Source organism: Stenotrophomonas sp. UBA7606, from assembly GCF_002477705.1.
Lineage (GTDB): Bacteria > Pseudomonadota > Gammaproteobacteria > Xanthomonadales > Xanthomonadaceae > Stenotrophomonas.
The window spans coordinates 120,243-144,255 of record NZ_DLJW01000133.1; the positions used below are offsets into that span (position 1 = coordinate 120,243).

Here is a 24,013-nt window from a genome sequence, read left to right on the forward strand (position 1 = left end):
GAAAGTTGCCCCCCATCATCCGGCCGAATGTATATAGGAGTGGTCACGTGAAGACGCGGAAAAATTCGGTGAATCAGCACTGCTTTTGTGATCGCCCGCGCGGTTTCAGCGCGCTTGATGGTGCGGTCAGCCGAGCTTGAGCAGCTCCACCCCATCGCATGCAACGCTGCCACGTGCGCGTTGCAGGTCCAGGCGAAAACCGCCGGTAAACAGCGAGAACGCCGGCAGGACGGTGCTGCCTTCCCGCATCCAGAACAACGGGGTTGCCACCATGCCCGGCAACTTCAGCACCGGGTGCAGATGCCCGCAGATCTGGTGACCTGGCGGACCGCTCACAACCGCCGCGGGTGCGTGGCGGAACACAAAGGGACCCTCGCGTTCACCGTCGGCGATCCGCTCCAATCCGGCTGCGTCCGCATCCAATGCCCGGTCGTGGTTGCCTGGCACCACAGCCATCGCCACCAGCCGGTGCGCAGCGCGAAACCCCTCCCAGGCCTGGTCGCTGGTGCGGGAGCGTGCGCCATGCAGGAAATCGCCCAGGATCCACAGTGACGTCGCCGACGTCATGGCCAGCAGCCTCGCCAGACGTTGCAGATCAGCCCGGGTACCGCCGCTGGGCACAGGTATGCCGGCCCTGCGCAGCACCTCGCCCTTGCCCAGGTGCAGATCGGCGACGATCAATCTGCGCCGTGCCGGCCAGTACAACGCCCTGTCAGCCAACAGCACGACAGGCTCGCCTGCCAGTGCGATCTCCAGGCGCTCAGCCATGACGCCGCTCCAACTGCTGCGCCATCCGTTGCACCCGCTGCTTCCAGTCTTCGCTGCTCAGGGTCCCACGCCTGGACTCGGCCCAGAGCGGGAACGAGAGCGGGGTCAAGGTTGCGGGCCTTGCCAACAGCAGTTGGCGGCGATTGCATCCGGCCACAACGCGCTGCAGCCGGGGGACATCCAACTGCTGCTCCAGCACTTCGCGTTCGGCCTGACGCAGCAGCATGTGGTCCGGATCGTATTGCCGCAGCACGTCATACAGCAGGCTGCTGGATGCTTGCAGCTGCCGCAGGCTGCGCAACGCGCGCCCCGGAAGCGAAGGGGGCAGCAAGCCGGCCACTCTGGCAATCTCGCGGAACTGCCGGCGTGCCAGTTCCCCCATGTTCACCGCGGCCAACAGGTCCGGCAGCAAGGCATCAGCTGACAACAGATCCGCCACCAGCTGTTCGTCCAGCTGAAGCGGGCCGGCTGCGGTAAGGGCAAGTCCATAGTCGTTCACCGAAAACGAAAACGTTGTGGCCACGCGCCGGCTCCAGCGCAGCGCAGCCACCGCGGCCAAACCCTCGTGCACGGCACGCCCGGCAAAGGGATACAGGAACAGATGCCAGCCATCCCGCGTCCGTACGCTTTCGGCCAGCAATTGGCCGTGCCCGGGCACGGCGGACAACGCTGCCTGCAGCGCCAGCAACGGTCGCAGTGCCCGCAGCTCGGGCGTTGCGGGCGGGTCGGCCAGCACATCAGCCACCTGCGCGGCAAGATGGGTGGACATCGGCAATCGTCCCCCCTGCCAGCGGGGCACGACACCACTGCCCTGCTTGGCAGGCCGCACATAGGCCGTCATGTCCTGCAGCCGCAGCAACCGCAGCGCACGCCCTGCAAACTGGAAGACATCCCCCGGCCGCAGGCGCGCCAGGAAGCCCTCCTCCACGCTGCCCAATGCACCGCCGCGGGCCACCCGTACCAGCAGTGCACCGTCACTGGTGATGGTGCCGATCGACAACCGGTGGCGAAAGGCCACGCGCCGGTCGCTGACCGTATAGCGTCCTTCCGCATCGCGGGTGACACGACAGAACTCGGGATAGTGCTGCAGGGCTTTACCGCCCTGGGTGATGAACTGCAGCACCTGCATCCAATGGCTGTCCTCCAACCGGGCGAAGGCGTGTGTGGTACGCACCTCGCGTAGCAGCTGATCCGGATCGAAACCACCGGCCAGCGCCACACTGACGCAATGCTGGGCCAGCACATCCAGCGACAGCTGCAGGGGCTGCCGGGCCTCCACCATGCCACTGCGCAACGCCTGCCGCACCGCTGCATATTCGGCCAGCTCAAGCGCGTGCGTGGGCACGCACACAATCTCTCCTGCCTGGCCCGGGCGGTGCCGCGCGCGCCCGGCACGTTGCAGCAGCCGGGCCATGCCCTTGGGGCTGCCCAACTGGATGACCTGGTCCACGGTGGGAAAATCAACGCCAAGGTCCAGGCTGGAAGTAGCCACGACGCAACGGATGCGGCCGTCCCGCAAACCCGCTTCAACCTCGCGCCGCAGGCCTGGATCCAACGAACCGTGATGCAATGCGAGCGCATCGGCCTGTTCCAGCCAGACGGCATGCAACGCTTCGTACCACAGCTCGGCCTGGGCACGGGTGTTGGTGAACACCAAGGTGGTACGCGCCCTGCCAATCTGTTCCACCAATGCCTGCATCTGGGACAGCCCCAGATGCCCGGCCCAGGGGAAACGCACACCCTGCGGCGGCAGGAGCGTTTTCACGCGCAGGCTGCGCGGTGCCGCACTGCGTACCATTGCGGCGTCGGGGAGATGCGGAAGCAGTACCTGCCGCGCCTGCTCAAGATTGCCCACGGTGGCAGACAAACCCCAGATGCGGACGCTGGGCCGCCATCCGCGCAGCCGAGCCAGGCCCAGTTGCAGCAGCACGCCACGTTTGTTGTCCAGCAGCGCGTGCCACTCATCGACGACGATGGCCTGCAGCGCGGTCAACTGCGCCTGGGTGTCGGGGTAGCTCAACAGCAATGCCAGCGACTCGGGTGTGGTGACCAGTACCTCGGCCCTGCCCTGCCGTGCCAGGCGCTTGTCGCGGGCGCTGGCGTCGCCGGTACGCATGGCCACCGTCCACGGCAAGCCCAACCCGTCGATGGGTTCGCGCAGCGCACGGACGGTATCGCTGGCCAAGGCCCGCAGCGGGGTGACCCACAGGATGCGAACCTGCGCGGCTGGCCGGCGCCGCCCCTTGCCCGGAGCCGCAGCGCCGGCTGCGGCCTCGACCTCGGCCACGGCTTGCAGCAACGGGCCGCCCAGCATTGCCAGGGTTTTGCCACTGCCGGTGGGTGTCACCAGCAGCCCCGATTGACCTTGTCTGTAGCGGCGCCAGACCTCGCGCTGGAACGCTGCGGGCTTCCAGCCGCGTAGTGCGAACCATTGGGTCAGCGGCTGCTCGAAGCGGATGTTGCCCACTTCACGGACATTGATCATTGCGCGACCTTGCGCAGGCTTTCCAAGCGGTCGGCGTCGCCGGCGGGCTTGTCGTGACGCCAACGCACTATCCGCGGAAAACGCAACGCCACGCCCGACTTGTGTCGTTTGGACAGATTGACCGCCTCGAAGCCCAACTCGAATACCTGCAGCGGCTGCACTGCCCGCACAGGACCGTAGCGCTCGGTGCTATGTGCGCGGATCCAACGGTCGAGCTCGACGATCTCCTTGTCGTCCAGGCCCGAGTAAGCCTTGGCGATGGGCACCAGGGTGTCCCCGTCCCAGACACCGAACGTATAGTCGGTATACAGGGTGCTGCGGCGGCCATGTCCGCTCTGGGCGTACAGCAGCACGGCATCCACGGTCAGCGGATCAACTTTCCATTTCCACCAATCACCGCGCTTGCGCCCGTGCCGGTAGGGCGACTGCCGACGTTTGAGCATGAAGCCTTCCACGCCACGCTGCCGCGCTTCGTTGCGCAGCCCCGCCGCTGTGTCCCAGTCCGGCAACGCCAGCGCTGGCGACAGTTGCAGCACAGGCGAATCATGCGCGGCCAGCAGCGCGGCCAGCGATGCACGGCGCTGTTGCAGTGGCTGCTCACGAAGGTCCTGCCCGTCGAGCTCCAGCAGATCGTAAGCCATCACCCTTGCCGGCACCTGCATCATCACTTTGGGGCCGGGCTTGCGACGCTGGATGCGGGTCTGCAGCACGGTGAACGGCAACGGTTGGGGAGCGTCCTGCTGCCATGCCAGCAACTCGCCGTCGATCACCGCATCATGCGCAAGCCGCGCCAGCTCGGCTTCAATCTCGGGGAAACGCCCATCCATGCGTTCTTCCCCGCGCGACCACAGCACGATGTCGTTGCCGCGCCGGATCAACTGTACGCGTATGCCATCCCACTTCCACTCCAGCAACCAGTCATCGATTGCTCCCAGGGCACCTGGCTCCACCTCCAAGGCCGATGCCAGGAAGAAGGGATACGGCAAGCGCGTGTCGCCTGCCTGCCCAGCCTCTGCCAGGACCGCCTGCAGCGCCTCGGCGCTGGGTGCGCTGAAGCCCAGCAGGCGCTGCGCCAGCAGTGGCACATCCAGCCCTGACAGTTCGGCCAGGGCCTGTTGTACCAAGCCCTGCGAGACACCTACGCGCAATGCGCCCGTGAGCAGCTTGTTGAAGACGAAGCGCTCACGCATCGGCAGTTGTCGCCAGCCCCGGGTGACAACAGCCCGGCGCAGCTCCGGCGCGGCGTTGGCCACCGGCAGCAAATGCTCCCGTATCCATTCGGCCAGCCCGATATCCGGGGCCGGGTCCGTGGTTTCGTCCAGCAGCAGAGCGAGCGTTTCGGCCAGGTCACCCACCTGGTCATAGCTGGCGTCCACCAGCCACCCGGGTAGCCCGCTCTCCTCGCCTATCCACTGGCGCAGCTCACTGCTGCTGGCAATGCGCGCCTTGGCACCGCCGACTTTGCCCCCGGTGAGCAGCCACAGTGCCCAGGCCGCGTCTTCGGCAGGGGCCACACGGAAGTACGCCACCAACGCCGCGCGCTTCTGCAAGGAAGATGTACTGCGATCCAGGCGCTGGTATAGGGCGGCAAAGGCACGCATCAGTCTTCCTCGCCCCTTGCCAGCGCAAAGGTGGTCGCCTTGACGCCGCTTTCGTTGAGCATGCGCACCAGCGCGTCGGTGTTGCCATGGGTGGCGACTACCCGGCGCGCCCCTGTCTGTTGCACGGTCTGCAGCAGCGCCGGCCAATCGGCATGATCGGACAGCACGAAGCCACGGTCGTAGTTGCCACGGCGCCGGTTGCCACGCAACTGCATCCATCCGGACGCAAAGCCATGCTGGGCACGCCGGAACCGCCGCAGCCAGCTGCTGCCCGCCGCCGACGGCGGCGCGATGACCAGGCGGCCGCTGAAATCGGCGCCGCGCTCCTCCTCCGCGACCCGCCGGGTTTCCTTCATGGCGATGCCAGCCTCCCGATAGACCTGCACGCCGCTGTCCACGGCGCCATGCAGCCACACCGGGGCCGTGTCACCCAAGGCCAGCAGTTCGGCGAGCACGCGCTGCGCCTTGCCCAAGGCATAGCAGTAGAGAATGGCGGCTTCGCCGCGCGCACCGCATTCTTGCCGCCACGCCGCGATGTCGGCCACCACCGACGGCGTGTCCGGCCAGCGGTAGATGGGCAAGCCAAACGTGCATTCGGTGATGAAGGTATCGCAACGTACAGGCTCGAACGGCGCGCAGGTCGGATCGGGCTGGCGCTTGTAGTCACCGGAGGCCACCCATACCTCGCCGTCCACCTCGATGCGCACCTGTGCCGAGCCCAGCACGTGTCCCGCCGGGTGCAGTGACACCAAGGCCTTCCCCAGCCTGAACGGCGTACCGTAGGCGTGGCAGACATAGCGCTGTGCACCAAGCCGCCACTGCAACACCGGCAGGCAGGGTTGGGCCAGGTGGTAGCAGCCCATCCCTGGCCGCGCATGATCGCCGTGGCCGTGGGTGATGACCGCACACGGCACCGGGCTGCCCGGATCGATATAGAAATCCCCGGCAGGGCAATACATGCCCTCGGGTCGCAGTTCGACCAGATCACCTTGCATGTGCCGTCTTCCAGCGCAATACCTGCCCCGACCTTGCCATGGCTGCCGTGTAGACCGCGTTGGATGCCAGCACAGCGCGCTGCGGCCGCGCCCGAGGCGACGGGCCGGAGCAACAGCCTCAACTTCCACAGTCACCCGGCAACAAAGATGCGGAGCCGCGCATCGCTGCGCTAGCCCCATCTGCGCGGCTTGATGGCGCCGGGAACAGCCCGCCGAGTGCGCTCACATGCGGCCAGATGGGCTGGCCGGCGCTGGTGGAGCGCCCCGCCCTGATCAGACCTTGGGCAGGCTGCACCCGCCAGCCCAGGCTGCGCGCCCCGCCCGATTCCCATGAGGTTGCGCGACAGGAAACCGACACCAGTGGACTGGCACCGGTCTTGCATCCAGCAGGCCATGAGTCCCGAACTTGCCCTTACCGAACTGCGCGGTGGCCTGGTGACCACCCTCTGGGTGGCCGGCCCACTGCTGCTTGTTGTCCTGATCGTTGGCGTAGTGGTTGGCATCATCCAGGCCGCCACCCAGCTCAACGAGCCCACCATCGCCTTTGTCGCCAAGGCCGGCGCCTTGACCGCGGCGCTGTTCGCGCTTGGCAGCCTGCTGCTGGGCCATCTGGTGGAGTTCACCATCCTGCTGTTCCAGCGCATACCGCACCTTATCGGCTAGCCGGATGGACGCTGTCACCCGCATGGCCATCGATGGCCAGCAGGCCTTCGCCATTATCAGCACCACCTTGTGGGTGATGCTGCGGATCGGCGCGATGCTGATGGCCATGCCGATGATCGGCACCCGCGCAGTCCCGGCCAGGGTACGGGTCATGCTGGCGGTGGCGCTGTCCGTTGCGCTGGCGCCGGTGTTGCCGGCGGTGCCGTTGTTCGATGGCCTGAGCTCCACGACGGTACTCACCGTCCTGCGCGAGGTGGCAGTCGGGGTCAGCATCGGCTTCCTGTTGCGGCTGATCTTCGAGGCGGGCGCCATGGCCGGCGAAATGATAGCCCAGAGCACCGGCCTGGCCTTCGCGCAGATGGCCGACCCCATGCGCGGCGGCAGTTCCGGCGTGATCGGGCAATGGTTCTACCTGATGTTCGGCCTGCTCTTCTTTACCAGCAACGGCCATCTGGCCCTGATTTCACTGCTGGTGGACAGTTACAAGGCGTTGCCCATCGGCACCGCCCTGCCTGATCCCCATGCCCTGGCCGCCCTGGCGCCGACGCTGGCAGTGCAGATATTCCGCGGCGCCATGTCACTGGCATTGCCGCTGGTGGTGGCCATGCTGGCCATCAACCTCGCCTTTGGCGTACTTGCGCGTGCCGCGCCCGCCCTGAACCCGATGCAGCTCGGCCTGCCGGTAGCGCTGCTGCTGGGCCTGGTACTGCTGACCCTGCTGGCGGGGGAAATGGGACCGCCGGTGCAGCGCCTGTTCGACACCGCATTTGATGCCGCCCGCCAGGTAACAATGTGACATCAGCCACAGCTCGGCACTCGGGCTGTTGCATTCGTCAGCCGCCCTCTTGCTGGCTCGCTGTTACCCGAGGATAGTCCTACAGTAGCCATGGGCGGCAGGGGACAGAAAGCCGCGCGGCCCCCGTTATCGCGTTCGCGATGCGGACACCAAAAGGAGGGGTTTGATGCTAGAAGGCAGCTACAACCCGCTGTTCGTGGTGCTGTCCATCCTGGTTGCCATCCTTGCCTCGTTCACGGCACTGGACATGGCGTCCCGGGTTACCGCCACGCAACCGCGACGTACCGCCGCACGTTGGCTGCTGGCCGGTGGTGTGGCCATGGGCTGCGGCATCTGGTCCATGCATTTCGTGGGCATGCTTGCCTTCCGCCTGCCCATCCCGCTGGGTTACGACCTGTGGCTGACCCTGCAGTCGCTGCTGGTCGCCATCGCAGCATCGATTTTCGCCCTGTGGCTGGTCTCCCGCCCCACCCTGCCCCACCTGCGCCTGGCACTGGGCGCCCTGCTGATGGGCCTGGGCATTGCCTGGATGCACTACGTGGGCATGGCCGCCCTGCGCATGCAGCCGGATATCCAGTACGACCGCCTCTGGTTCGTGCTGTCCATCGTGATTGCGGTGGCCGCCTCCTGGAGCGCGCTGTATATCGCCTTCCGCCTGCGCACCGCCGAGTACGCGCTGCCGCCGCGCCTGGTCGCGGCGGCGGTCATGGGCCTGGCCATCGTAGGCATGCACTACACCGGCATGGCCGCCGCGCAGTTTCCGGAAGGCGCTGTATGTGGTGCCGCCGGCGAAGGGGGCGTACCTACCGAATGGCTGGCTGCCTGCGTGGTACTGCTGACCGTGGGCGTGATGGCTGTCGTGCTGACGATCTCGCTGTTCGAGCAGCGCATGCAGGCACGCCTGCTGCACCTGCGCAACTCGATGTTGGCGGCGTCGCTGGACGATGCCCGCAAGGAGCTGTTCCACGCCAGCCAGCACGATGCCCTGACCCGCCTGCCCAACCGGCAGCTGGTGCACGAACGCATCGAGCAGATGATCGAAGACGACAACGCGTTCGTGGTGATGTCGATCGACATGGACGGGTTCCGACACATCAACGGCACCTTCGGCGCGCAGACCGGCGACGCGGTGCTGGTCGATATATCCGAACGCCTGCGTCAGTTGCTGCCGGCCGAGGACCTGGTAGGCCGAATGGGCGGCGACCAGTTCGTGATTGCCAGTGCGCTTTCCATCCCGGCCGATATCGATGCGCAGTGCGAGCGCATCATCCTGGCCGTCAATTCGGTGCGGGTGGCCGGCCGTGACCTGCGCATGACCGGCAGCCTGGGTGTGGTCGTCCACAGCGGCGGCGGCGTGACCGCACCGCAGCTGGTGGCCATGGCGGAAACCGCCATGCGCTGTGCCAAGCAGTCCGGGCGCAACAGTCATGTCATGTTCGCCGACTGGATGAACGATACCGCCGAACAGGATGCGCGCCTGCTGGAGGATCTGCGCAAGGCCATCGGCACATCGCAGCTGTTCCTGCACTACCAGCCACGCGTGCACGCCAACAGCGGCCGCATCAGCGGTGCCGAGGCGCTGATCCGCTGGCGCCACCCCGAGCATGGCTACATACCCCCCGAACGCATCATCCGCCTGGGCGAACACAATGGCCTTATCGAAACCCTCGGCGCCTGGGTCCTTGAAGAAGCCTGCCGGCAGATGCGCAGCTGGCAGGACGCAGGGCATGACAACTGGCGCATCTCGGTCAACCTGTCGGGCCGCCAACTGGGCTCGCAGAAGCTGCTGGAGGACGTGCGCCATGCGTTGCAGCACAGCGAGCTGGCCCCCGCGCGGCTGATCCTGGAGATCAGCGAAGGCGCGGTGATGCGCGATACCGACAACGCCATCAACGTGCTGCGCAGCCTGGCCGGACTGGGGGTGGGCATCTCCATCGATGATTTCGGTACCGGCCACTCCAGCCTGCTGCACCTCAAGCGGTTGCCTGCCACCGAAATCAAGATCGACCCCGCTTTCGTCGTCTCGCTTGAGGAAAGCGACGAGGACGTGGTCATCGTGTCGGCCATCGTCGCCCTGGCTCACGCCCTCAACCTGCAGGTGGTTGCCGAAGGTATCGAGACCCCGGGGCAGCGCGCCTATGTGGAACGGCTGGGCTGTGATCACCTGCAGGGCTACCTGCTGGGCCGCCCGGTGAGCGCCGAGAACTTCATGCGCCTGCACAGCGGCGATGCCCGCCAGGCAGCACTGGATGCCCGGCTGACATCGCTGCAAGGGGCGGCCGATCCCCTCTGAACCAGGTTAGCGGCTGCGCTGGCTGTGAAGCTGTCAATGCCCGGCTACCCTGCAAACCGGCCGCCGCTGGCATATCGGCTCAGCGGTCGACACCGTGCCCACCCGGCATCGGCCAAGTGGAATGGTTCTTGCACCGCTTCGATGACACCCTCATCCAAGCCGTGCAATGTCCGAAAACGAACAGGCCGGGGAAAAAACCGAACTTCCCACCGAAAAACGTCTGCGCGAGGCCCGCGAACAAGGCAATATCCCCCGCTCCCGTGAGCTGGCGACCGCCGCCGTTTTCGTCGCCGCGGTGGTGGGGCTGTATGCCCTGTCCGGCAGCATGGGCGGCTCGGCCCGGGAGTGGATGAGGGCCGCGCTTTCCCCCGACCCTGCCCTTCTCGACACCCCCAATGCACTGTTCGGCCACGCTGGCTGGATGCTGCTCAGGTTGATGCTGGCTTTCAGCCCGCTGCTGCTGATCTGCGTGGGCGCCGGCTTCATCGCCCCGGTGCTGATGGGCGGCCTGCGCTTTTCCAACAAGGCGCTGATGCCCGACCTCAACCGCCTGAATCCGATGACCGGATTCAAGCGCCTGGTCGGGCCGGAAGCCCTGGCCGAGCTGGTCAAATCCCTGTTGCGGGTGGCCTTTGTCGGCACGGCCGCCGGCCTGTGCCTGTGGCAAGGCGCGCAGGCCCTGCGCGGGTTGCTGCACCAGCCACTGGAATCGGCCATCGGCCACGGCCTGGGTTTCACCCTCAAGCTGCTGCTGGCTACCGCTGGCGCCATGGCGCTGCTGGCCGCCATTGACGCGCCGTACCAGAAGTGGAACTGGCTGCGGAAATTGAAAATGACCCGCGAGGAGCTGCGCCGCGAGCTGAAGGAAAGCGAAGGCAGCCCGGAAGTGAAGGGCCGCATCCGGCAGATGCAGATGCAGCTTTCGCAGCGACGGATGATGGAAGCGGTGCCCAGCGCGGACGTGGTGCTGGTCAACCCCACCCACTACGCGGTTGCCCTGAAGTACGAAAGCGGGCGCATGAATGCCCCCACCGTGGTGGCCCGCGGCGTGGACGAACTGGCCCTGCGCATCCGCCAGGTGGCCGACGGCAACAAGGTCGCCATCGTCTCTGCCCCGCCTTTGGCACGCGCCTTGTATCGGGAGAGCCAACTCGGCAAGGAAATCCCCGTGAGACTGTATTCGGCCGTCGCCCAGGTCCTGTCCTACGTCTACCAGCTACGCCAGTGGCGTACCGGCCCGATGCCCCAGCTGCCTTCCCTCGAGGTTGAGGAATTCGCCAAGGGGGCACAGCCATGAGCAACGCCGCCAACGGCATGTCCGCCCGCCGCCTGCTGGAAATGCTGCGCCAGGGCATCGGCGCTCCGCTGATCGTGCTTGCCCTGCTGGCCATGGTGGTGGTGCCGCTGGCCCCGCCGGTGCTGGATGCCTTGTTCAGCCTCAACATCGCCATCTCGTTGATGGTGCTGCTGGCCGTGGTGTATGTGAAGCGGCCACTGGATTTCACCATTTTCCCCATCGTGCTGCTGGTCACCACCATGCTGCGCCTGGCACTGAACGTGGCCTCCACCCGCGTCATCCTGCTCAACGGCCAAGACGGCCATGAGGCCGCGGGCAAGGTGATTGCCGCCTTCGGCGAGTTCGTCATCGGCGGCAACTACGCGGTCGGCATCGTGGTGTTCGCCATCCTGACCATCATCAACTTCGTGGTGATCACCAAGGGTGCCGGCCGCGTGTCGGAAGTGACTGCCCGCTTCATTCTGGATGCCATGCCCGGCAAGCAGATGGCGATCGACGCCGACCTCAACGCCGGTTTGCTGACGCGCGAGGAAGCCAAGCTGCGCCGCGAGGAAGTCCGCGAGGAAGCCGACTTCTACGGCGCGATGGACGGCGCCAGCAAGTTCATCCGCGGTGATGCCATTGCCGGCATCCTGATCCTGTTCATCAACATGCTTGGCGGCTTGGCCGTGGGCGTGATGCAGCACGGCATGCCGTTCGGCGATGCTGCCGCCACCTATACCCTGCTTTCCATCGGTGACGGCCTGGTGGCACAGCTGCCGGCCCTGCTGGTGTCCAGTGCGGTGGCCATGCTGGTCACGCGCGCCTCGCGCTCACAGGACATGAGCCAGGCGATGATGGGCCAGGTGTTCGGCCAGTACCGTGCGCTGGCCATCGCCGCCGGCATCATCGGTCTGGTCGGCCTGGTGCCGGGCATGCCCAACCTGGCCTTCCTCAGCCTGGCCGCCGTGCTCGGCTTCCTGGCCTGGAAGTTCTGGAAGCGCGATGTTGCCGAATCCGCCAGCAAGGCGGCGGCAGCCAGCACTGCCGCGGAGGGTACCCTCAATGCACTGGGCCAGCCGCAACCGGCGCCGACCGCCGAACTGAGCTGGGACGAACTGCGCCCGGTGGATCCGTTGGGGCTGGAGGTCGGTTACCGGCTCATCCCGCTGGTCGACAAGGCCCAGGGCGGCGAGTTGATGGCACGCATCAAGGGGGTACGGCGCAAGCTCACCCAGGACCTGGGCTTCCTGATCCCGCCGGTGCACATCCGCGACAACCTGGAACTGCAGGCCAGCAGCTACCGTCTGCTGGTGCACGGGGTACCGGTAGCCACCGCCGACATCCATCCCGACCGCGAACTGGCGCTGGACCCGGGCAGCGCCATGGGCAAGCTGGACGGCATTGCCGGCAAGGATCCGGCATTCGGCCTGGATGCCACCTGGATCCAACCCCATCAGCGCGCCCAGGCCGAATCGCTGGGCTATACGGTGGTTGATCCGGCCACCGTCATTGCCACCCACCTGTCGCACCTGATCCGCGAGCACGCGCCGGAGTTGCTGGGCCACGAAGAAGTGCAGCAGTTGCTGGCCACCCTCGCCAAGACTGCGCCCAAGCTGGCAGAGGATCTCTCGCCCAAGGCCTTGCCGCTGTCCACCGTGGCGCGCGTGCTGCAGAACCTGCTGGTGGAGCGCATCCCGGTACGCCAGCTGCGCAAGATCGCCGAGGCGCTGGTGGAAACCGCACCGGTCACCCAGGACCCGACGGCGCTTACCGCCGCCGTGCGCAATGCGCTGGGCCGCTTCATCGTGCAGGAGATCGCCGGGATGTCGCCGGAGCTGCCGGTATTCACGCTCAACCCGCAATTGGAACGGGTTTTGCAGGAGTCCACGCAAGGCAATGGTGCCGCACTGGAACCCGGTCTCGCCGAACGCCTCCACCAGAGTCTTGCCGACTGCGTCGGCAAGCAGGAGGCCCGCAACGAGCCCGCGGTCGTGCTGGTACCGGCGCCGGTCCGCGCCGCGCTGGCGCGCCTGGTCCGACATAGCGTGCCGTCGCTGTCGGTCCTGGCCTACAGCGAGGTGCCGGAGGACAAGCGCCTGAAGCTGGTCGGCACGATCAGCTGAGGCGCGGCCCACCGGCAACGCGACAGAAAACAGACACCTGACCCGATCCCGCAACAACCGCGCACGAAGGAGCCCGCCACGCCATGTTCCACATCGCCAACGCCACGCCTTCGCCGCAGCCCCACTCCCGGTACCAGAACATGAAGATCAAACGTTTCGTCGCCGCCGACATGCGCACCGCCATGAACCTGGTCCGCAAGGAACATGGGCCTGACGCCGTGATCCTGTCCAACCGCCGGATCGAGGAAGGCGTCGAGATCGTGGCGGCCGCGTACTACGACGAAACCGCAGTGCAGCAGGCGCTGGAAGCCACCCGCCCGGCACCGCCGGCACCGGCCAAGCCGCGCAGCGCCGCCGAAGCCATCATGGCGGCGGTAACCCGTCGTAAGGCGCCGGCGCAGGAACCGGTCGTGGCCACCGCGTCGGCCGTGGCCGCGCTGGCGCGCTCCGCGGTGGGGGCCACTGGCCGCTCCATCGACAACAGCATCGAGCTGGCCCCGGGCAGCCGCTTTGCAGCGTTGCTCAAGGTACCTGCCGCCGAACCCAGCGCCACCGCAGCGCGGCAGGTGTTCGCCACCTTGCCGGCCAGCGCCGACGAGCCGCCGGTGGTACCTGCCTTCCGTCCCGTCGGCAGCGCTGTCAAATCCCCAGCACTGGTGGAGGACAGCGTCAGCTTCTCGGCCCACGCGGCGGCGGCCACGGTCCATGCGGAACGTCCGCAGGGCCGGGCCCAGTTCCAGATCGACCCGCCGCTGCCGGTACAGGCACAGGCACCACAATTCACCGCGCCCGTAGCTGCATCGGCCGCGATGGAACCGGTTGTGGCTGCTGCAGTTGCCGCCGCCGTGCCGCCGCTGGTTGCTGTCAGCGCGCCCGCTGCCCCGCTTGCCATCGCACCGGCCCCTGTCGCTGCCCCTGCCCTTGCCTCCGTTCCCGCCCCGGTAGCGGTTGCCGCCGCGCCGCGCGACGACGAACAGCTGCTGCAGCTGCGCCAGGAAGTAGCCGGCATGCGCCATCTGATCGAGCGCGAGATGAATCGCTTCACCGACGAACGCCTGCGCGGCAGTGCGGTGCGCGCCAATGCACTGGACCTGATGGACGAGTATGGCTTCGACGCCGGGCTGGCCCGCGACGTCGCCATCCAGATCCCGGCCGATACCGATCCCACCCGTGCCCGCGGCCTGATGCTGGGGCTGATCTCCAGGAAGCTGCCGATCGCCCCCAGCGATCCGATCGAAACCGGCGGTGTCATTGCCCTGGTCGGCCCCACCGGCGCCGGCAAGACCACCACCATCGCCAAGCTGGCCTCGCGCTTTGCCGAAGCCCACGCCGCACGTGACGTCGCCCTTGTCACCACCGACACCCAGCGCATCGGCGCCCGCGAACAGTTGTATGGCTTTGGGCGCCAGCTCGGCATCGCCGTGCACGAGGCCAACAGCGGCACCGATCTCAACCAGCTGCTGCACAAGCTGGCCGACTACAAGCTGGTGCTTATCGACACCGCCGGCCTGGGCCAGCGCGACCGTGCCCTCACCGCCCAGCTGCAGTGGCTGCGTGCCGCCGGCCAGATCCGCACCCTGCTGGTGCTGCCGGCCAACACCAGCTTCCAGGACATGGATGAAGTGGTGCGCCGCTTCAGCGCCGCCAACCCGCAAGGGGTAGTGCTGACCAAGCTGGACGAGACCGGCCGCTTCGGGTCGGCCCTGTCGGTGGCCGTGGACCACCGCCTGCCGATCACCTGGGTGACCGACGGCCAGGACGTGCCGGAAGACCTGTACCGGGCCTCGGCCGCAAATCTTGTACTTCGCCTTGAAGATTTGCGCCGCGCGGCCGATATGCCCTGCAACCCGGAGTTGAACAATGCAGTCGCGTGAGTACGCCAAGCTGACCAATACCTTCCCGTTGTCGGCCACCCGCCGCGAGCCAGCCGGCCCGGTGCGCACCATCGCGGTGACCGGCGGCAAGGGCGGTGTGGGCAAAACGAACGTCTCGGCCAACCTGGCCGTGGCGCTTGCCGGCATGGGCAAACGCACCCTGCTGCTGGACGCCGACCTGGGCCTGGCCAACATCGACGTGGTGCTCGGCCTGCAGCCCAAGCACACCCTGGCCGACCTGGTCGCCGGGCGCGCCAGCCTGGAAGACGTCATCATCGAAGGCCCCAACGGCGTGCTGGTGGTACCGGCGGCTTCCGGTCGCCGCCACATGGCCGAGCTGCAGCCGGCCGAGCACGTGGGCCTGGTCAACGTGTTCTCCGAGCTGGAGCGCGACCTCGATGTGATGATCATCGACACTGCCGCCGGCATCAACGACAGCGTGTTGACCTTCTGCCAGGCCGCGCAGGACACCGTGGTGGTGGTCTGCGACGAGCCCGCCTCCATCACCGACGCCTACGCGCTGATCAAGGTGCTCTCGCGCGAGCGCGGTGTGGACCGCGTGCAGGTGGTGGCCAACATGGCCCGCGACCCCAACGAAGGCCGCGCCCTGTACGAAAAGCTGGTGCGTGTCTGCGAGAAGTTCCTCATCGATGTCTCGCTGAACTACCTGGGCTGCGTGCCGCAGGACGACTGGCTGCGCCTGTCGGTGCAGCGCCAGCAGCCGGTGGTGAAGCTGTACCCGTCCGCGCCGGCGGCGCTGGCCATCCAGGAGATCGCACGCCGCACCTCCCGTTGGCAGGCACCGACCGCACCGCGCGGTGGCGTCGAGTTCTTCCTGGAACGCATCCTCCAGCAGAAGGTGAGCGCATGAACAACGCCGCAGCCCAGTACCGTGAGGTCCAGCGCAACGCGGCCAATGACTGCATTGCCCGCCACGCCGACCTGGTACGCCGCATCGCTCATCACCTGGCTGCCCGCCTGCCCGCCAGTGTCGAGGTCGACGACCTGATCCAGGCCGGCATGATGGGTCTGATCGAAGCCTCGCGCAGCTACGACGCCGAGCAGGGCGCCTCGTTCGAGACCTATGCGTCCATCCGCATCCGTGGCTCGATGATCGACGAAATCCGCCGTGGCGACTGGGTGCCGCGTTCGGTGCACCGTCGTGCCCGCGATGCCGCCGCCACCATCCGCCGCCTGGAGCAGGCTTCCGGCCGTGCTGCCAGCGCCACCGAAGTGGCGCAGGCCATGGACATGCCGCTGCCCGAATACATGCGTCTGGTCGAAGACGCATCGCGTGGCCAGGTGCTGAGCCTGGAGTCGCGCATCGAGGATCAGGGCGAGCTGGATACCCCTACCACCGGCGGCCCCACCCCGCAGCAGATGCTTGAACGCAGCCAGTTCGGCGCCGAGTTGGGCAAGGCCATCGGCCTGCTGCCCGAGCGCGAGCAGCTGGTGCTGTCGCTGTACTACGAGCAGGAACTGAACCTGAAAGAGATCGGCGCGGTGCTCGGTGTGAGCGAGTCGCGGGTTTGCCAGATCCACGGCCAGGCGATGCTGCGCCTGCGTGGGCGGCTGAAGATTTTCGAGTCGGCCGACGCCGGGCTCGAGGAACACTAAGAGGAATATCTTTTGAACAAGAACATGCGCATCCTGATCGTCGACGATTTCTCGACCATGCGCCGCATCGTCAAGAACCTGCTCGGCGACCTGGGCTTCACCAACACCGCCGAAGCCGAGGACGGGCATGCCGCGCTGGCCCTGCTGCAGAGCCAGCCGTTCGATTTCGTGGTCACCGACTGGAACATGCCGGTCATGACCGGCATCGAGCTGCTCAAGGCCGTGCGTGCCGACCCCAAGCTCAAGACCCTGCCGGTGCTGATGGTCACCGCCGAAGCCAAGCGCGAGCAGATCATCGAGGCCGCCCAGGCCGGCGTCAACGGCTACATCATCAAGCCGTTCACCGCGCAGACCCTGGAAGAAAAGCTGGGCAAGATCTTCGAACGCCTGGCAGCGAGCGCCTGATGGACGATCTGGCGCAATCGCTGAGCGACAAATCGGCCCTGGTGCAACGCCTGCAGGATGCGCTTGCCGCGCTGGAAAGCGGTGACGAAGCGGCGTGGCGCCAGGAAATCGACGCGCTCGCAGCGCTGCGTACCCAGCCGATGATGGCCGGGCTGGGCCGCCTGGCCCGCGAGCTGGGCCAGGCCCTGGGCGAGCTGCCCAGCGTGCCCAGCGAAGCCGGCGAGTTGGACGACGCCTGCGCGCGCCTGGACCACGTGGTGGAGATGACCGAACAGGCCACCCATCGCACCCTGGACCTGGCCGAAGAGTGCCGTGCGCTGACCGAGCGCCTGCGTGCCGACGGGCTCAATGCCGACCAGGGCGAGATCCTGGACCGCATCCGCCACAACCTCACCGAGGTGGCCCTTACCCAGAGCTACCAGGACCTGACCGGGCAGATCATCCGTCGCGTTGTCGGCATCGTCCGGCGCGTCCACGAAGGCTTTGGCGCACTCGGCCTACCACCGCCGGAAGACCCGGCCCGCAACAACGGGCTGGCCGGTCCCGCGGTGGACGGCCTGGACCGCCACGCCGTGTCCCAGCATGACGCCGACGACCTGCTGTCGGACCTGGGGCTGTAAGCCATGAGCACGTTCGCCGACGACATCGCCGCCGATTTCATCCTCGAAGCGCAGGAGATCCTCGATCGACTCGGCGAGCAGCTGGTGACGCTGGAGCAGGCACCGGAAGATGCCGACCAGCTCAATGCCGTGTTCCGCGGCTTTCACACGCTCAAGGGCGGTGCCGGTTTTTTGTCGATCACGCCGATGGTCGAGCTGTGCCATGCCGCCGAGGAAGCCTTGGGCATGGCCCGCTCTGGCAAGGGCCAGCTGCTGGCACACCATTTCGACGCCGCCCAGCAATCACTGGATTGGCTGCAGGCCATGCTCGACGCGGTGTCCTCCGGCACCGAGCCCGGGCATGCGCCGGCCGCATTGATCGCCCAGTTCGACATGGGCAGCGCGCCTTCACCGGCACCGGTCAAAGCCGCAGCAGCGCCTGCCGGCAGTGATCTGATCAGCGAGGATGAATTCGAAGCCCTTCTCGATCAGTTGCACGGCACGGCCGCGCCAAGCGCTGTCGCCACAACCGCCGCCGATGACCTGATCAGCGAGGACGAGTTCGAAGCCTTGCTGGACAAGCTGCATGCCGGCGCTGCGCCCGGCGCAGGCACACCAGCGGCCGTGGCACCTGCCGCCGCGCCGGCGGCCGCCAGGCCCGCGCCCACGCCCAGCGCAGCCGCAGCACCACCTGCAGCCAAACCTGCCACCGCGAAAGCCGCCGAGCCCGAGCACACGGTGCGCGTGGATACCAAACGGCTGGACGCGATCGTCAACCTGATCGGCGAACTGGTGCTGTCGCGCAATCGGCTCAAGACACTGCGTACACGGCTCAAGGACGAAGAGCTGGACCGCGCCGTATCCACCCTGGACATCGCCACTGCACGCCTGCAATCGGCAGTGATGCGCACCCGCATGCAACCGGTGGGCAAGGTGTTTTCGCGCTTCCCAAAGGTGGCGCGTGATGTCGCCCGCTCCTTGCAGAAGGAAGTGGACCTGGAGTTGATCGGCGCCGACACCGAGCTGGACCGCAACCTGGTGGAAGCGCTGGCTGACCCCTTGGTGCACCTGGTCCGCAACGCCATCGATCACGGCGTGGAAGGCCCCGACCTGCGCGAAGCACAGGGCAAGCCGCGGATGGGCCGGGTACGCCTGTCTGCCCAGCAGGAAGGCGACTACGTCAGCATCGAAGTGCAGGATGACGGTGCCGGCATCGATCCCGAGCGCCTGCGCAACAAGGCACGCGAAAAAGGCCTGATCGACCCGGAAGCTGCCGCCCGCCTGAGCAGCGAGGAATGCCTGCACCTGGTGTTCCTGCCTGGTTTCTCGACCAAGCAGCAGGTGACCGACATCTCCGGCCGTGGTGTCGGCATGGACGTGGTGCAATCGCGCATCCGCGAGCTCAGCGGCCAGATCCAGATCCAGTCCGAACTGGGCCGTGGCAGCCGCTTCCTGATCCGCGTGCCGCTGACCCTGGCCATCCTGCCGACCCTGCTGGTGCAGGCCGGCGACGATGTCTACGCCCTGCCCTTGGCCCGTGTGATGGAGGTATTGCATGCCCCCGCCACCTCGCTGGGCTGGTTCGATGGCCGTGCCGTGCTGGACCGCAAGAGCCATACCCTGGCACTGGTGGACCTGCGCGACTGGCTCGGCGTTCCGCCCACCCCGTCCACCCTGCTGACCATCGTGGTGCTGCAGATGGGCGAAACCCGTTTTGGCCTGGTCGTCGACCAGGTGCGCGGCCGCGAGGAAGTGGTGATCAAGCCCCTGCCCCGCGCCCTGCGCGGCCTCAAGGGCTATGCCGGCGCCACCCTGATTGGCGATGGCCGCATGGCGCTGATCCTGGATGTGGATGGGTTGCGTGGAGGACAGGGGTGAGCGATCTCCTGATTGCACCGACAGCGTTCGCGATCCCGTCAGTCCCCTCTTTCGCCTGCGGGAGAGGGCGCCCCGCGAAGGGGCGGGTGAGGGGCGCTTTCAGCTTGTAACGCAGAAAGCTGCCCTCAGCCCCCCCCACTTCTCCCACACGCGGGAGAGGGGCTCAAGCAAAGCCCTGATTCAAGACCGCTCCAACCAGGCCGATATACGCACCATGGACCGACTCAGCATCATTGGACTCTTCCTCGCCCTCGCCTCGCTGGTGGGTGGCAGCATCCTCAAGGGCGCCGGCCTGTCCTCGCTGTGGTCACCGGCTGCGTTCGTGATCGTGATCGTCGGCACCGTCGCCGCCATCCTGCTGCACACCTCGCCTGCCGTGTTCAAGCACGCGTTCAAGATCGTGCGCTGGGTGATCCGCCCGCCGGCCAGCGACCGCCAGGCACTGGTGCAGCAGATCGTGGACTGGAGCAACATCGCCCGCCGCCAGGGCCTGCTCGGGCTGGAGCCACAGGTGGACCTGCAGGACGACCCCTTCATTCGCAAGGGCCTGCAGCTGGTGGTGGACGGGGTGGAACCGGAGACCATCCGCCACATGATGGAAATCGAACTGGGCAGCCAGGAGCAGCAGGACCTGGCCGCCACCAAGGTGTTCGAAGGCATGGGCATCTATGCGCCCACCCTGGGCATCATAGGCGCGGTGCTGGGCTTGATCGCGGTAATGAAAAACCTTGCCGACCCCAGCAAGCTCGGCCACGGCATCGCCGCGGCATTCACCGCCACCATCTATGGCATCGCCTCGGCCAACCTGTTGTTCCTGCCGGTCTCGGCCAAACTCAAGGGCGTTATCGCCAACAGCAGCCGCGAGCGCGAGATGGTCATCGAAGGCCTGATCGCCATTGCCCAGGGCGAGAACCCGCGCAATATCGAAAACAGCCTGGCCGGCTTCGTGAACTGAACCATGGCCCGTCGCAAGCACCACGAAGAGCACGCCAACCACGAAGCATGGGCCATCCCCTATGCCGACCTGATGACCCTGCTGCTCGCCTTCTTCGTGGTCATGTATGCCATTTCTTCATTGAACGAGGGCAAGTACCGGGTCATGGCCGATGCCCTGACCACTGCCTTCGGCGGCGCGCCGCGTACCATCACCCAGGTACAGGTAGGCAACATGCAGATCCAGGGTGGCGGCCACGACACTCCGTCGGTGATCCGCTCACCCAGCATGACCGGCGGTGCCATGGCCGACCCTACCCAGCTGCCATCGATGGCATCGCATATGCGCATGCCGGTTTCGGCCCATAACCGCGAGCAACTGGAACGCGCCGAGCGCCAGCTCGGGCAGATCGCCAACCGCCTGAGCGAAGCGCTGGCACCGCTGGTGAAGCAGGGTGTGATCACCGTGCGCCGCACCGAACTGTGGATCGAAGTGGAGATCAACAGCGACATCCTGTTCGGCACCGGTTCGGCCGCCCTCGACGCCGACGCCCGTGACACCCTGGGCAAACTGGCCGATGTGTTGCTGGACGCACCCAATGGGGTGCGCGTGGAAGGCCATACCGACAACCTGCCCATCGCCACCGCGCAGTTCCCGTCCAACTGGGAATTGTCCGCAGCCCGCGCCGCCAGCGTCGTGCATCTGTTTGCCGACCACGGCGTGCAACCGCAGCGCCTGGCGATGGTGGGCTATGGCGAGTTCCGCCCCCGCGAAAGCAATGACGCGGCGGCCGGGCGCAACCGCAACCGCCGGGTGATGGTCATCATCCTGGCCGACCAGGCCGGCGCCGCAAGCCTGCCTGCCAGTGCCACCGCCAGTGCGGAGGAGCCGGCGCCGAGCGGCGGCGGCAGCACGGCAGGCACTGCCAATGCCGGTGTACCGGCAGTAATTGAAGGAGTTCACTGATGCGTACCTGGGCCATTGCCAATCAGAAGGGTGGCGTCGGCAAGACCACAACCACGCTGTCGCTGGGCCGCGGCCTGGCCGCGCGAGGCTACAAGGTACTGCTGATCGATCTGGACCCGCACGCCTCGCTGACCCGTGCCTTTGGTGTTGCGGTGGAGCCAGTGCCGCAGGGCGTCCAGGAGCTGTTCGCCACCCCGCCCCACGCCATCGCCGAACTCAGCCGCAACAGCGCCATCCCCGGTCTGGATTACCTGTGCGCGCAAGCCTCGCTGGCGACGCTGGAGCGCCGTAGCGCCAACCAGCCGGGCCTCGGCCTTGCCCTGCAGCAGGCCTTGGCACGCCACGGCGAGCACCACGACTACATCCTGCTCGACTGTGCTCCCACGTTGGGCCTGCTGATGATCAACGCGCTGGCTGCTGCCGATCGCCTGATCATCCCCACCCAGGCCGAACCACTGGCGCTGCATGGCCTGGATGGCATGGTCCGCACCGGCGAAATGGTTGAGCGCTCGCGCAAGCGCCCGCTGCCGATCTCGGTGTTGCCCACCCTGTTCGACCGTCGCACCCGCGCTGGCAACGAGACCCTCAAGCTGATGCAGGACACCCACGGCCAACGCGTCTGGGAAGATGCCATCCCGGTGGACACCCGCATCTGCAACCCCGCGGCGCTCACCGTACCGCTGCTGGGCGACGATTATCCGGGACGCGGCATGGCCGCCTACCGCCGCGCCTTGGATTGGTTGCTGGCCGACGAGGCCGCGCAGCTGGAGCGCGCGGCATGAGCAGCAACGATGTGCTGGATGACTACCTGGGCGAGCTGCTGCGTGAAGCGGTTCCTGCGGCCGCACCGCCAACGCCGGTAGCAGCTGCCGTACCTGGTGATACGCCAGAGCTGGAAGCCGCCTTCGAAGCGGCGCTGGCCGAAATTGAGGCAGCCAAGGCCGTCGCTCCTGCCTCAACCTTGGTGCCCGGCGACACGCCCGAGCAGGAAGGCGCATTTGAGGCCGCGCTGGCCGGGGCGGACGCCACCACCAGCAAACCCGTTGCCGTACCCGCTGACAGTGATGCGCTGCAGGCCGCCTTCGACGATGCGCATGCTGCGGCGCTTGCCGCCAAGCAGGGCCGCGAACCCACCTGGGACGACCTTCCCGACGAAGTGATCTACGAGGCCAGCGCCGCCGAAAGCAGCGGCATGGCGCACAGCGACACGCCCAGCCTGCAGGCAGCCTTCGAGGTTGCCGCAGGGCGACCGGCGCCGTCAGTGGCACCGCGCTCCCACCCAGCGCTCGCCGTGCGCCCCACCAGCTGGCAGGAACTGCAGGCACAGGCCCAGCGCCCGCCTACGCCGACCGCACACCAACGCCGCGCCAGTGAGCGCGCCTCGCGCTGGCTGCGCCTGCGCTGTGGCCAGCAGACCTATGCGCTGGAATTGTTGAAGGTGCAGGAAGTGGTATTGCCGGTGCCGTTGCTGGCGTTACGCGGCACTGGTGCTTCGATGCTGGGCATCATGAACCTGCGCGGCCAGGTCGTGCCGGTGATGGACCTGTGCACCCACCTGGGCATGGCCAGCTCCGCAGAGGATGGCCAGACCCGCATCGTGGTGCTGGAGGAGAACGGCGAAACACTGGGCCTGCGCGTGTCGGCGGTGGAAGACGTGGCCAGCCTCACCGATTCGCAGATAGAGCCCCCGGACACCGCACGCATCTGCCAGATATCCAACGAACTTTTCCGCGGGGTCGCCCGCCTGGGTGCGCAACCGATGATCCTGCTCGACGCCACCCGCCTGCTGCAGTGATTGCAAGCACCGCTTGCACAGACCCGGCGTCCTCCTCTCATGCCACCGGCGCGAGCGGTGCGCAGCCTCCTGCAGGGGGCTCGTTCAGGCAATACGTTCGGCGCAGCCTGGGGGAAGGCCGGGAAGGCTGCCATCTGCGGCCCGCAGCAGGAGTGTGCCGTAGTTAACACTATCAATCGTCTCCCTAAAGTTACCCGCGTGAGCGCCGCTATCCCTCCCAGTAACGTTTGTCCGGAGCAACGATGAGCACTGTGGCCCTGTCGCAGGATCTCGGTATCGAGTCCACCAGCGACCTGAAGCAACAACTGGCCCCGCACCTGGCCCAGGCCGGGGAACTGCGGCTGGACGCCGGCCAGGTCAGCCGCGTGCACACCGCCGCCATGCAGGTGCTGTGCGCCTTCGTGCTGGCGCGGCGCCAGGCCGGGCACGGCACCGTCTTCGACAATGTTACCGATACCTTCCGTGACGCCGCGCGCCTGCTCGGTGTCCTCCAGGCCCTTGGCCTGGAAGCAACCCCTGACACATTGAAATCTGTGGAGAACGCTGCATGAGCGCACGAATCCTGGTGGTGGATGACTCGGCGTCGATGCGCCAGATGGTCGCATTCGCCCTCACCTCGGCCGGCTTTTCGGTTGAAGAAGCCGAAGATGGCGCCGTGGCCCTGGGCCGCGCCAAGGGCCAGCGCTTCAACGCGGTGGTCACCGACGTCAACATGCCGAACATGGACGGCATCTCGCTGATCCGCGAACTGCGCCAGCTGCCGGACTACAAGTTCACCCCGATGCTGATGCTCACCACCGAGTCCGCCGCCGACAAGAAATCCGAGGGCAAGGCTGCCGGTGCCACCGGCTGGCTGGTCAAGCCGTTCAACCCGGAACAGCTGGTCGCCACCGTACAGAAAGTCCTGGGCTGATACGCCCACCTGCCCCACCCGATCGGATA

Annotated in this window: 21 protein-coding genes; 17 read left to right on the forward strand and 4 right to left on the reverse strand. The window is 66.9% G+C overall.

Features of this window, described 5'->3' with window-relative positions; all coding sequences use genetic code 11:
• Positions 1–126: 126 nt before the first annotated feature.
• Genes pdeM through B2527_RS19105 form a run of 4 tightly spaced genes read right to left on the reverse strand, consistent with a single transcriptional unit; the run spans position 127 to position 5,849 of the window.
• Positions 127–768 carry a ligase-associated DNA damage response endonuclease PdeM gene (gene pdeM / locus B2527_RS19090; RefSeq protein WP_293717270.1) on the reverse strand — a complete coding sequence of 214 codons (642 nt, stop codon included), beginning with the start codon at positions 766–768 and terminating at the stop codon, positions 127–129.
• Positions 761–3,253 (reverse strand): ligase-associated DNA damage response DEXH box helicase, encoded by a 2,493-nt coding sequence (locus B2527_RS19095; protein WP_293717271.1) that lies wholly within the window; start codon positions 3,251–3,253, stop codon positions 761–763. Before B2527_RS19095 ends, pdeM begins: the two co-directional genes overlap by 8 nt.
• Positions 3,250–4,854 carry an ATP-dependent DNA ligase gene (locus B2527_RS19100; RefSeq protein ID WP_293717272.1) on the reverse strand — a complete coding sequence of 535 codons (1,605 nt, stop codon included), beginning with the start codon at positions 4,852–4,854 and terminating at the stop codon, positions 3,250–3,252. The genes B2527_RS19095 and B2527_RS19100 overlap by 4 nt, the downstream gene beginning before the upstream one ends.
• Complete coding sequence (locus B2527_RS19105) at positions 4,854–5,849, reverse strand: ligase-associated DNA damage response exonuclease (RefSeq protein ID WP_293717273.1); 996 nt, start codon at positions 5,847–5,849, stop codon at positions 4,854–4,856. The genes B2527_RS19100 and B2527_RS19105 overlap by 1 nt, the downstream gene beginning before the upstream one ends.
• 393 nt (positions 5,850–6,242) lie before the next feature.
• On the opposite strand from B2527_RS19105, the gene B2527_RS19110 reads away from it, so the two are divergent.
• The 17 genes from B2527_RS19110 to B2527_RS19190 all read left to right on the forward strand — a co-directional run bounded on the left by B2527_RS19110 (position 6,243) and on the right by B2527_RS19190 (position 23,984).
• Entirely contained in the window at positions 6,243–6,512 is a 270-nt protein-coding gene (locus B2527_RS19110) for a flagellar biosynthetic protein FliQ (protein WP_293717274.1), read from the forward strand.
• 4 nt (positions 6,513–6,516) lie between these two features.
• Positions 6,517–7,308, forward strand: coding sequence for a flagellar biosynthetic protein FliR (fliR, locus tag B2527_RS19115; RefSeq protein ID WP_293717275.1), 792 nt, complete (start codon positions 6,517–6,519; stop codon positions 7,306–7,308).
• Between the two features lie 166 nt (positions 7,309–7,474).
• The gene (locus B2527_RS19120; RefSeq protein ID WP_293717276.1) at positions 7,475–9,601 is read left to right on the forward strand and encodes a putative bifunctional diguanylate cyclase/phosphodiesterase; all 2,127 of its coding nucleotides are present in this window, start codon (positions 7,475–7,477) and stop codon (positions 9,599–9,601) included.
• 166 nt (positions 9,602–9,767) lie between these two features.
• Positions 9,768–10,898 carry a flagellar biosynthesis protein FlhB gene (gene flhB, locus B2527_RS19125; protein ID WP_293717277.1) on the forward strand — a complete coding sequence of 377 codons (1,131 nt, stop codon included), beginning with the start codon at positions 9,768–9,770 and terminating at the stop codon, positions 10,896–10,898.
• Between the two features lie 17 nt (positions 10,899–10,915).
• Positions 10,916–13,003 carry a flagellar biosynthesis protein FlhA gene (gene flhA / locus B2527_RS19130; protein ID WP_293717308.1) on the forward strand — a complete coding sequence of 696 codons (2,088 nt, stop codon included), beginning with the start codon at positions 10,916–10,918 and terminating at the stop codon, positions 13,001–13,003.
• 140 nt (positions 13,004–13,143) lie between these two features.
• A complete protein-coding gene (gene flhF / locus B2527_RS19135) occupies positions 13,144–14,877 on the forward strand; it encodes a flagellar biosynthesis protein FlhF (RefSeq protein ID WP_293717278.1) in 1,734 nt (577 codons plus the stop codon).
• Complete coding sequence (locus B2527_RS19140) at positions 14,864–15,748, forward strand: MinD/ParA family protein (RefSeq protein WP_293717279.1); 885 nt, start codon at positions 14,864–14,866, stop codon at positions 15,746–15,748. Before flhF ends, B2527_RS19140 begins: the two co-directional genes overlap by 14 nt.
• Complete coding sequence (locus B2527_RS19145; protein ID WP_293717280.1) at positions 15,745–16,494, forward strand: RNA polymerase sigma factor FliA; 750 nt, start codon at positions 15,745–15,747, stop codon at positions 16,492–16,494. Before B2527_RS19140 ends, B2527_RS19145 begins: the two co-directional genes overlap by 4 nt.
• A gap of 12 nt (positions 16,495–16,506) precedes the next feature.
• The gene (gene cheY, locus B2527_RS19150) at positions 16,507–16,899 is read left to right on the forward strand and encodes a chemotaxis response regulator CheY (RefSeq protein WP_293717281.1); all 393 of its coding nucleotides are present in this window, start codon (positions 16,507–16,509) and stop codon (positions 16,897–16,899) included.
• Positions 16,899–17,519: a protein phosphatase CheZ gene (locus B2527_RS19155; RefSeq protein WP_293717282.1), complete on the forward strand. Its 621-nt coding sequence runs from the start codon at positions 16,899–16,901 to the stop codon at positions 17,517–17,519. Before cheY ends, B2527_RS19155 begins: the two co-directional genes overlap by 1 nt.
• A gap of 3 nt (positions 17,520–17,522) precedes the next feature.
• Positions 17,523–19,376: a chemotaxis protein CheA gene (locus tag B2527_RS19160; protein WP_293717283.1), complete on the forward strand. Its 1,854-nt coding sequence runs from the start codon at positions 17,523–17,525 to the stop codon at positions 19,374–19,376.
• A gap of 214 nt (positions 19,377–19,590) precedes the next feature.
• Positions 19,591–20,331 carry a flagellar motor protein gene (locus B2527_RS19165; RefSeq protein ID WP_293717284.1) on the forward strand — a complete coding sequence of 247 codons (741 nt, stop codon included), beginning with the start codon at positions 19,591–19,593 and terminating at the stop codon, positions 20,329–20,331.
• Between the two features lie 3 nt (positions 20,332–20,334).
• Entirely contained in the window at positions 20,335–21,276 is a 942-nt protein-coding gene (gene motD, locus B2527_RS19170) for a flagellar motor protein MotD (RefSeq protein ID WP_293717285.1), read from the forward strand.
• Positions 21,276–22,058, forward strand: a complete 783-nt coding sequence (locus tag B2527_RS19175; protein WP_293717286.1) for a ParA family protein — start codon at positions 21,276–21,278, stop codon at positions 22,056–22,058. The genes motD and B2527_RS19175 overlap by 1 nt, the downstream gene beginning before the upstream one ends.
• The gene (locus B2527_RS19180; RefSeq protein ID WP_293717287.1) at positions 22,055–23,071 is read left to right on the forward strand and encodes a chemotaxis protein CheW; all 1,017 of its coding nucleotides are present in this window, start codon (positions 22,055–22,057) and stop codon (positions 23,069–23,071) included. The genes B2527_RS19175 and B2527_RS19180 overlap by 4 nt, the downstream gene beginning before the upstream one ends.
• Positions 23,072–23,313: 242 nt before the next feature.
• Entirely contained in the window at positions 23,314–23,622 is a 309-nt protein-coding gene (locus B2527_RS19185) for an STAS domain-containing protein (protein WP_293717288.1), read from the forward strand.
• Positions 23,619–23,984, forward strand: a complete 366-nt coding sequence (locus B2527_RS19190) for a response regulator (RefSeq protein ID WP_293717289.1) — start codon at positions 23,619–23,621, stop codon at positions 23,982–23,984. Before B2527_RS19185 ends, B2527_RS19190 begins: the two co-directional genes overlap by 4 nt.
• Positions 23,985–24,013: the final 29 nt, after the last annotated feature.

Coding starts and splice junctions, on each gene's coding strand:
- B2527_RS19185 (WP_293717288.1), top strand. CDS start 23,314: ATGAGCACTGTGGCCCTGTCGCAGGATCTCGGTATCGAGTCCACCAGC.
- B2527_RS19155 (WP_293717282.1), top strand. CDS start 16,899: ATGGACGATCTGGCGCAATCGCTGAGCGACAAATCGGCCCTGGTGCAA.
- B2527_RS19165 (WP_293717284.1), top strand. CDS start 19,591: ATGGACCGACTCAGCATCATTGGACTCTTCCTCGCCCTCGCCTCGCTG.
- B2527_RS19120 (WP_293717276.1), top strand. CDS start 7,475: ATGCTAGAAGGCAGCTACAACCCGCTGTTCGTGGTGCTGTCCATCCTG.
- B2527_RS19180 (WP_293717287.1), top strand. CDS start 22,055: ATGAGCAGCAACGATGTGCTGGATGACTACCTGGGCGAGCTGCTGCGT.
- B2527_RS19175 (WP_293717286.1), top strand. CDS start 21,276: ATGCGTACCTGGGCCATTGCCAATCAGAAGGGTGGCGTCGGCAAGACC.
- flhF (WP_293717278.1), top strand. CDS start 13,144: ATGAAGATCAAACGTTTCGTCGCCGCCGACATGCGCACCGCCATGAAC.
- B2527_RS19105 (WP_293717273.1), bottom strand. CDS start 5,849: ATGCAAGGTGATCTGGTCGAACTGCGACCCGAGGGCATGTATTGCCCT.
- flhA (WP_293717308.1), top strand. CDS start 10,916: ATGTCCGCCCGCCGCCTGCTGGAAATGCTGCGCCAGGGCATCGGCGCT.
- fliR (WP_293717275.1), top strand. CDS start 6,517: ATGGACGCTGTCACCCGCATGGCCATCGATGGCCAGCAGGCCTTCGCC.
- B2527_RS19095 (WP_293717271.1), bottom strand. CDS start 3,253: ATGATCAATGTCCGTGAAGTGGGCAACATCCGCTTCGAGCAGCCGCTG.
- B2527_RS19145 (WP_293717280.1), top strand. CDS start 15,745: ATGAACAACGCCGCAGCCCAGTACCGTGAGGTCCAGCGCAACGCGGCC.
- motD (WP_293717285.1), top strand. CDS start 20,335: ATGGCCCGTCGCAAGCACCACGAAGAGCACGCCAACCACGAAGCATGG.
- B2527_RS19140 (WP_293717279.1), top strand. CDS start 14,864: ATGCAGTCGCGTGAGTACGCCAAGCTGACCAATACCTTCCCGTTGTCG.
- flhB (WP_293717277.1), top strand. CDS start 9,768: ATGTCCGAAAACGAACAGGCCGGGGAAAAAACCGAACTTCCCACCGAA.
- pdeM (WP_293717270.1), bottom strand. CDS start 768: ATGGCTGAGCGCCTGGAGATCGCACTGGCAGGCGAGCCTGTCGTGCTG.
- B2527_RS19100 (WP_293717272.1), bottom strand. CDS start 4,854: ATGCGTGCCTTTGCCGCCCTATACCAGCGCCTGGATCGCAGTACATCT.
- B2527_RS19110 (WP_293717274.1), top strand. CDS start 6,243: ATGAGTCCCGAACTTGCCCTTACCGAACTGCGCGGTGGCCTGGTGACC.
- B2527_RS19160 (WP_293717283.1), top strand. CDS start 17,523: ATGAGCACGTTCGCCGACGACATCGCCGCCGATTTCATCCTCGAAGCG.
- B2527_RS19190 (WP_293717289.1), top strand. CDS start 23,619: ATGAGCGCACGAATCCTGGTGGTGGATGACTCGGCGTCGATGCGCCAG.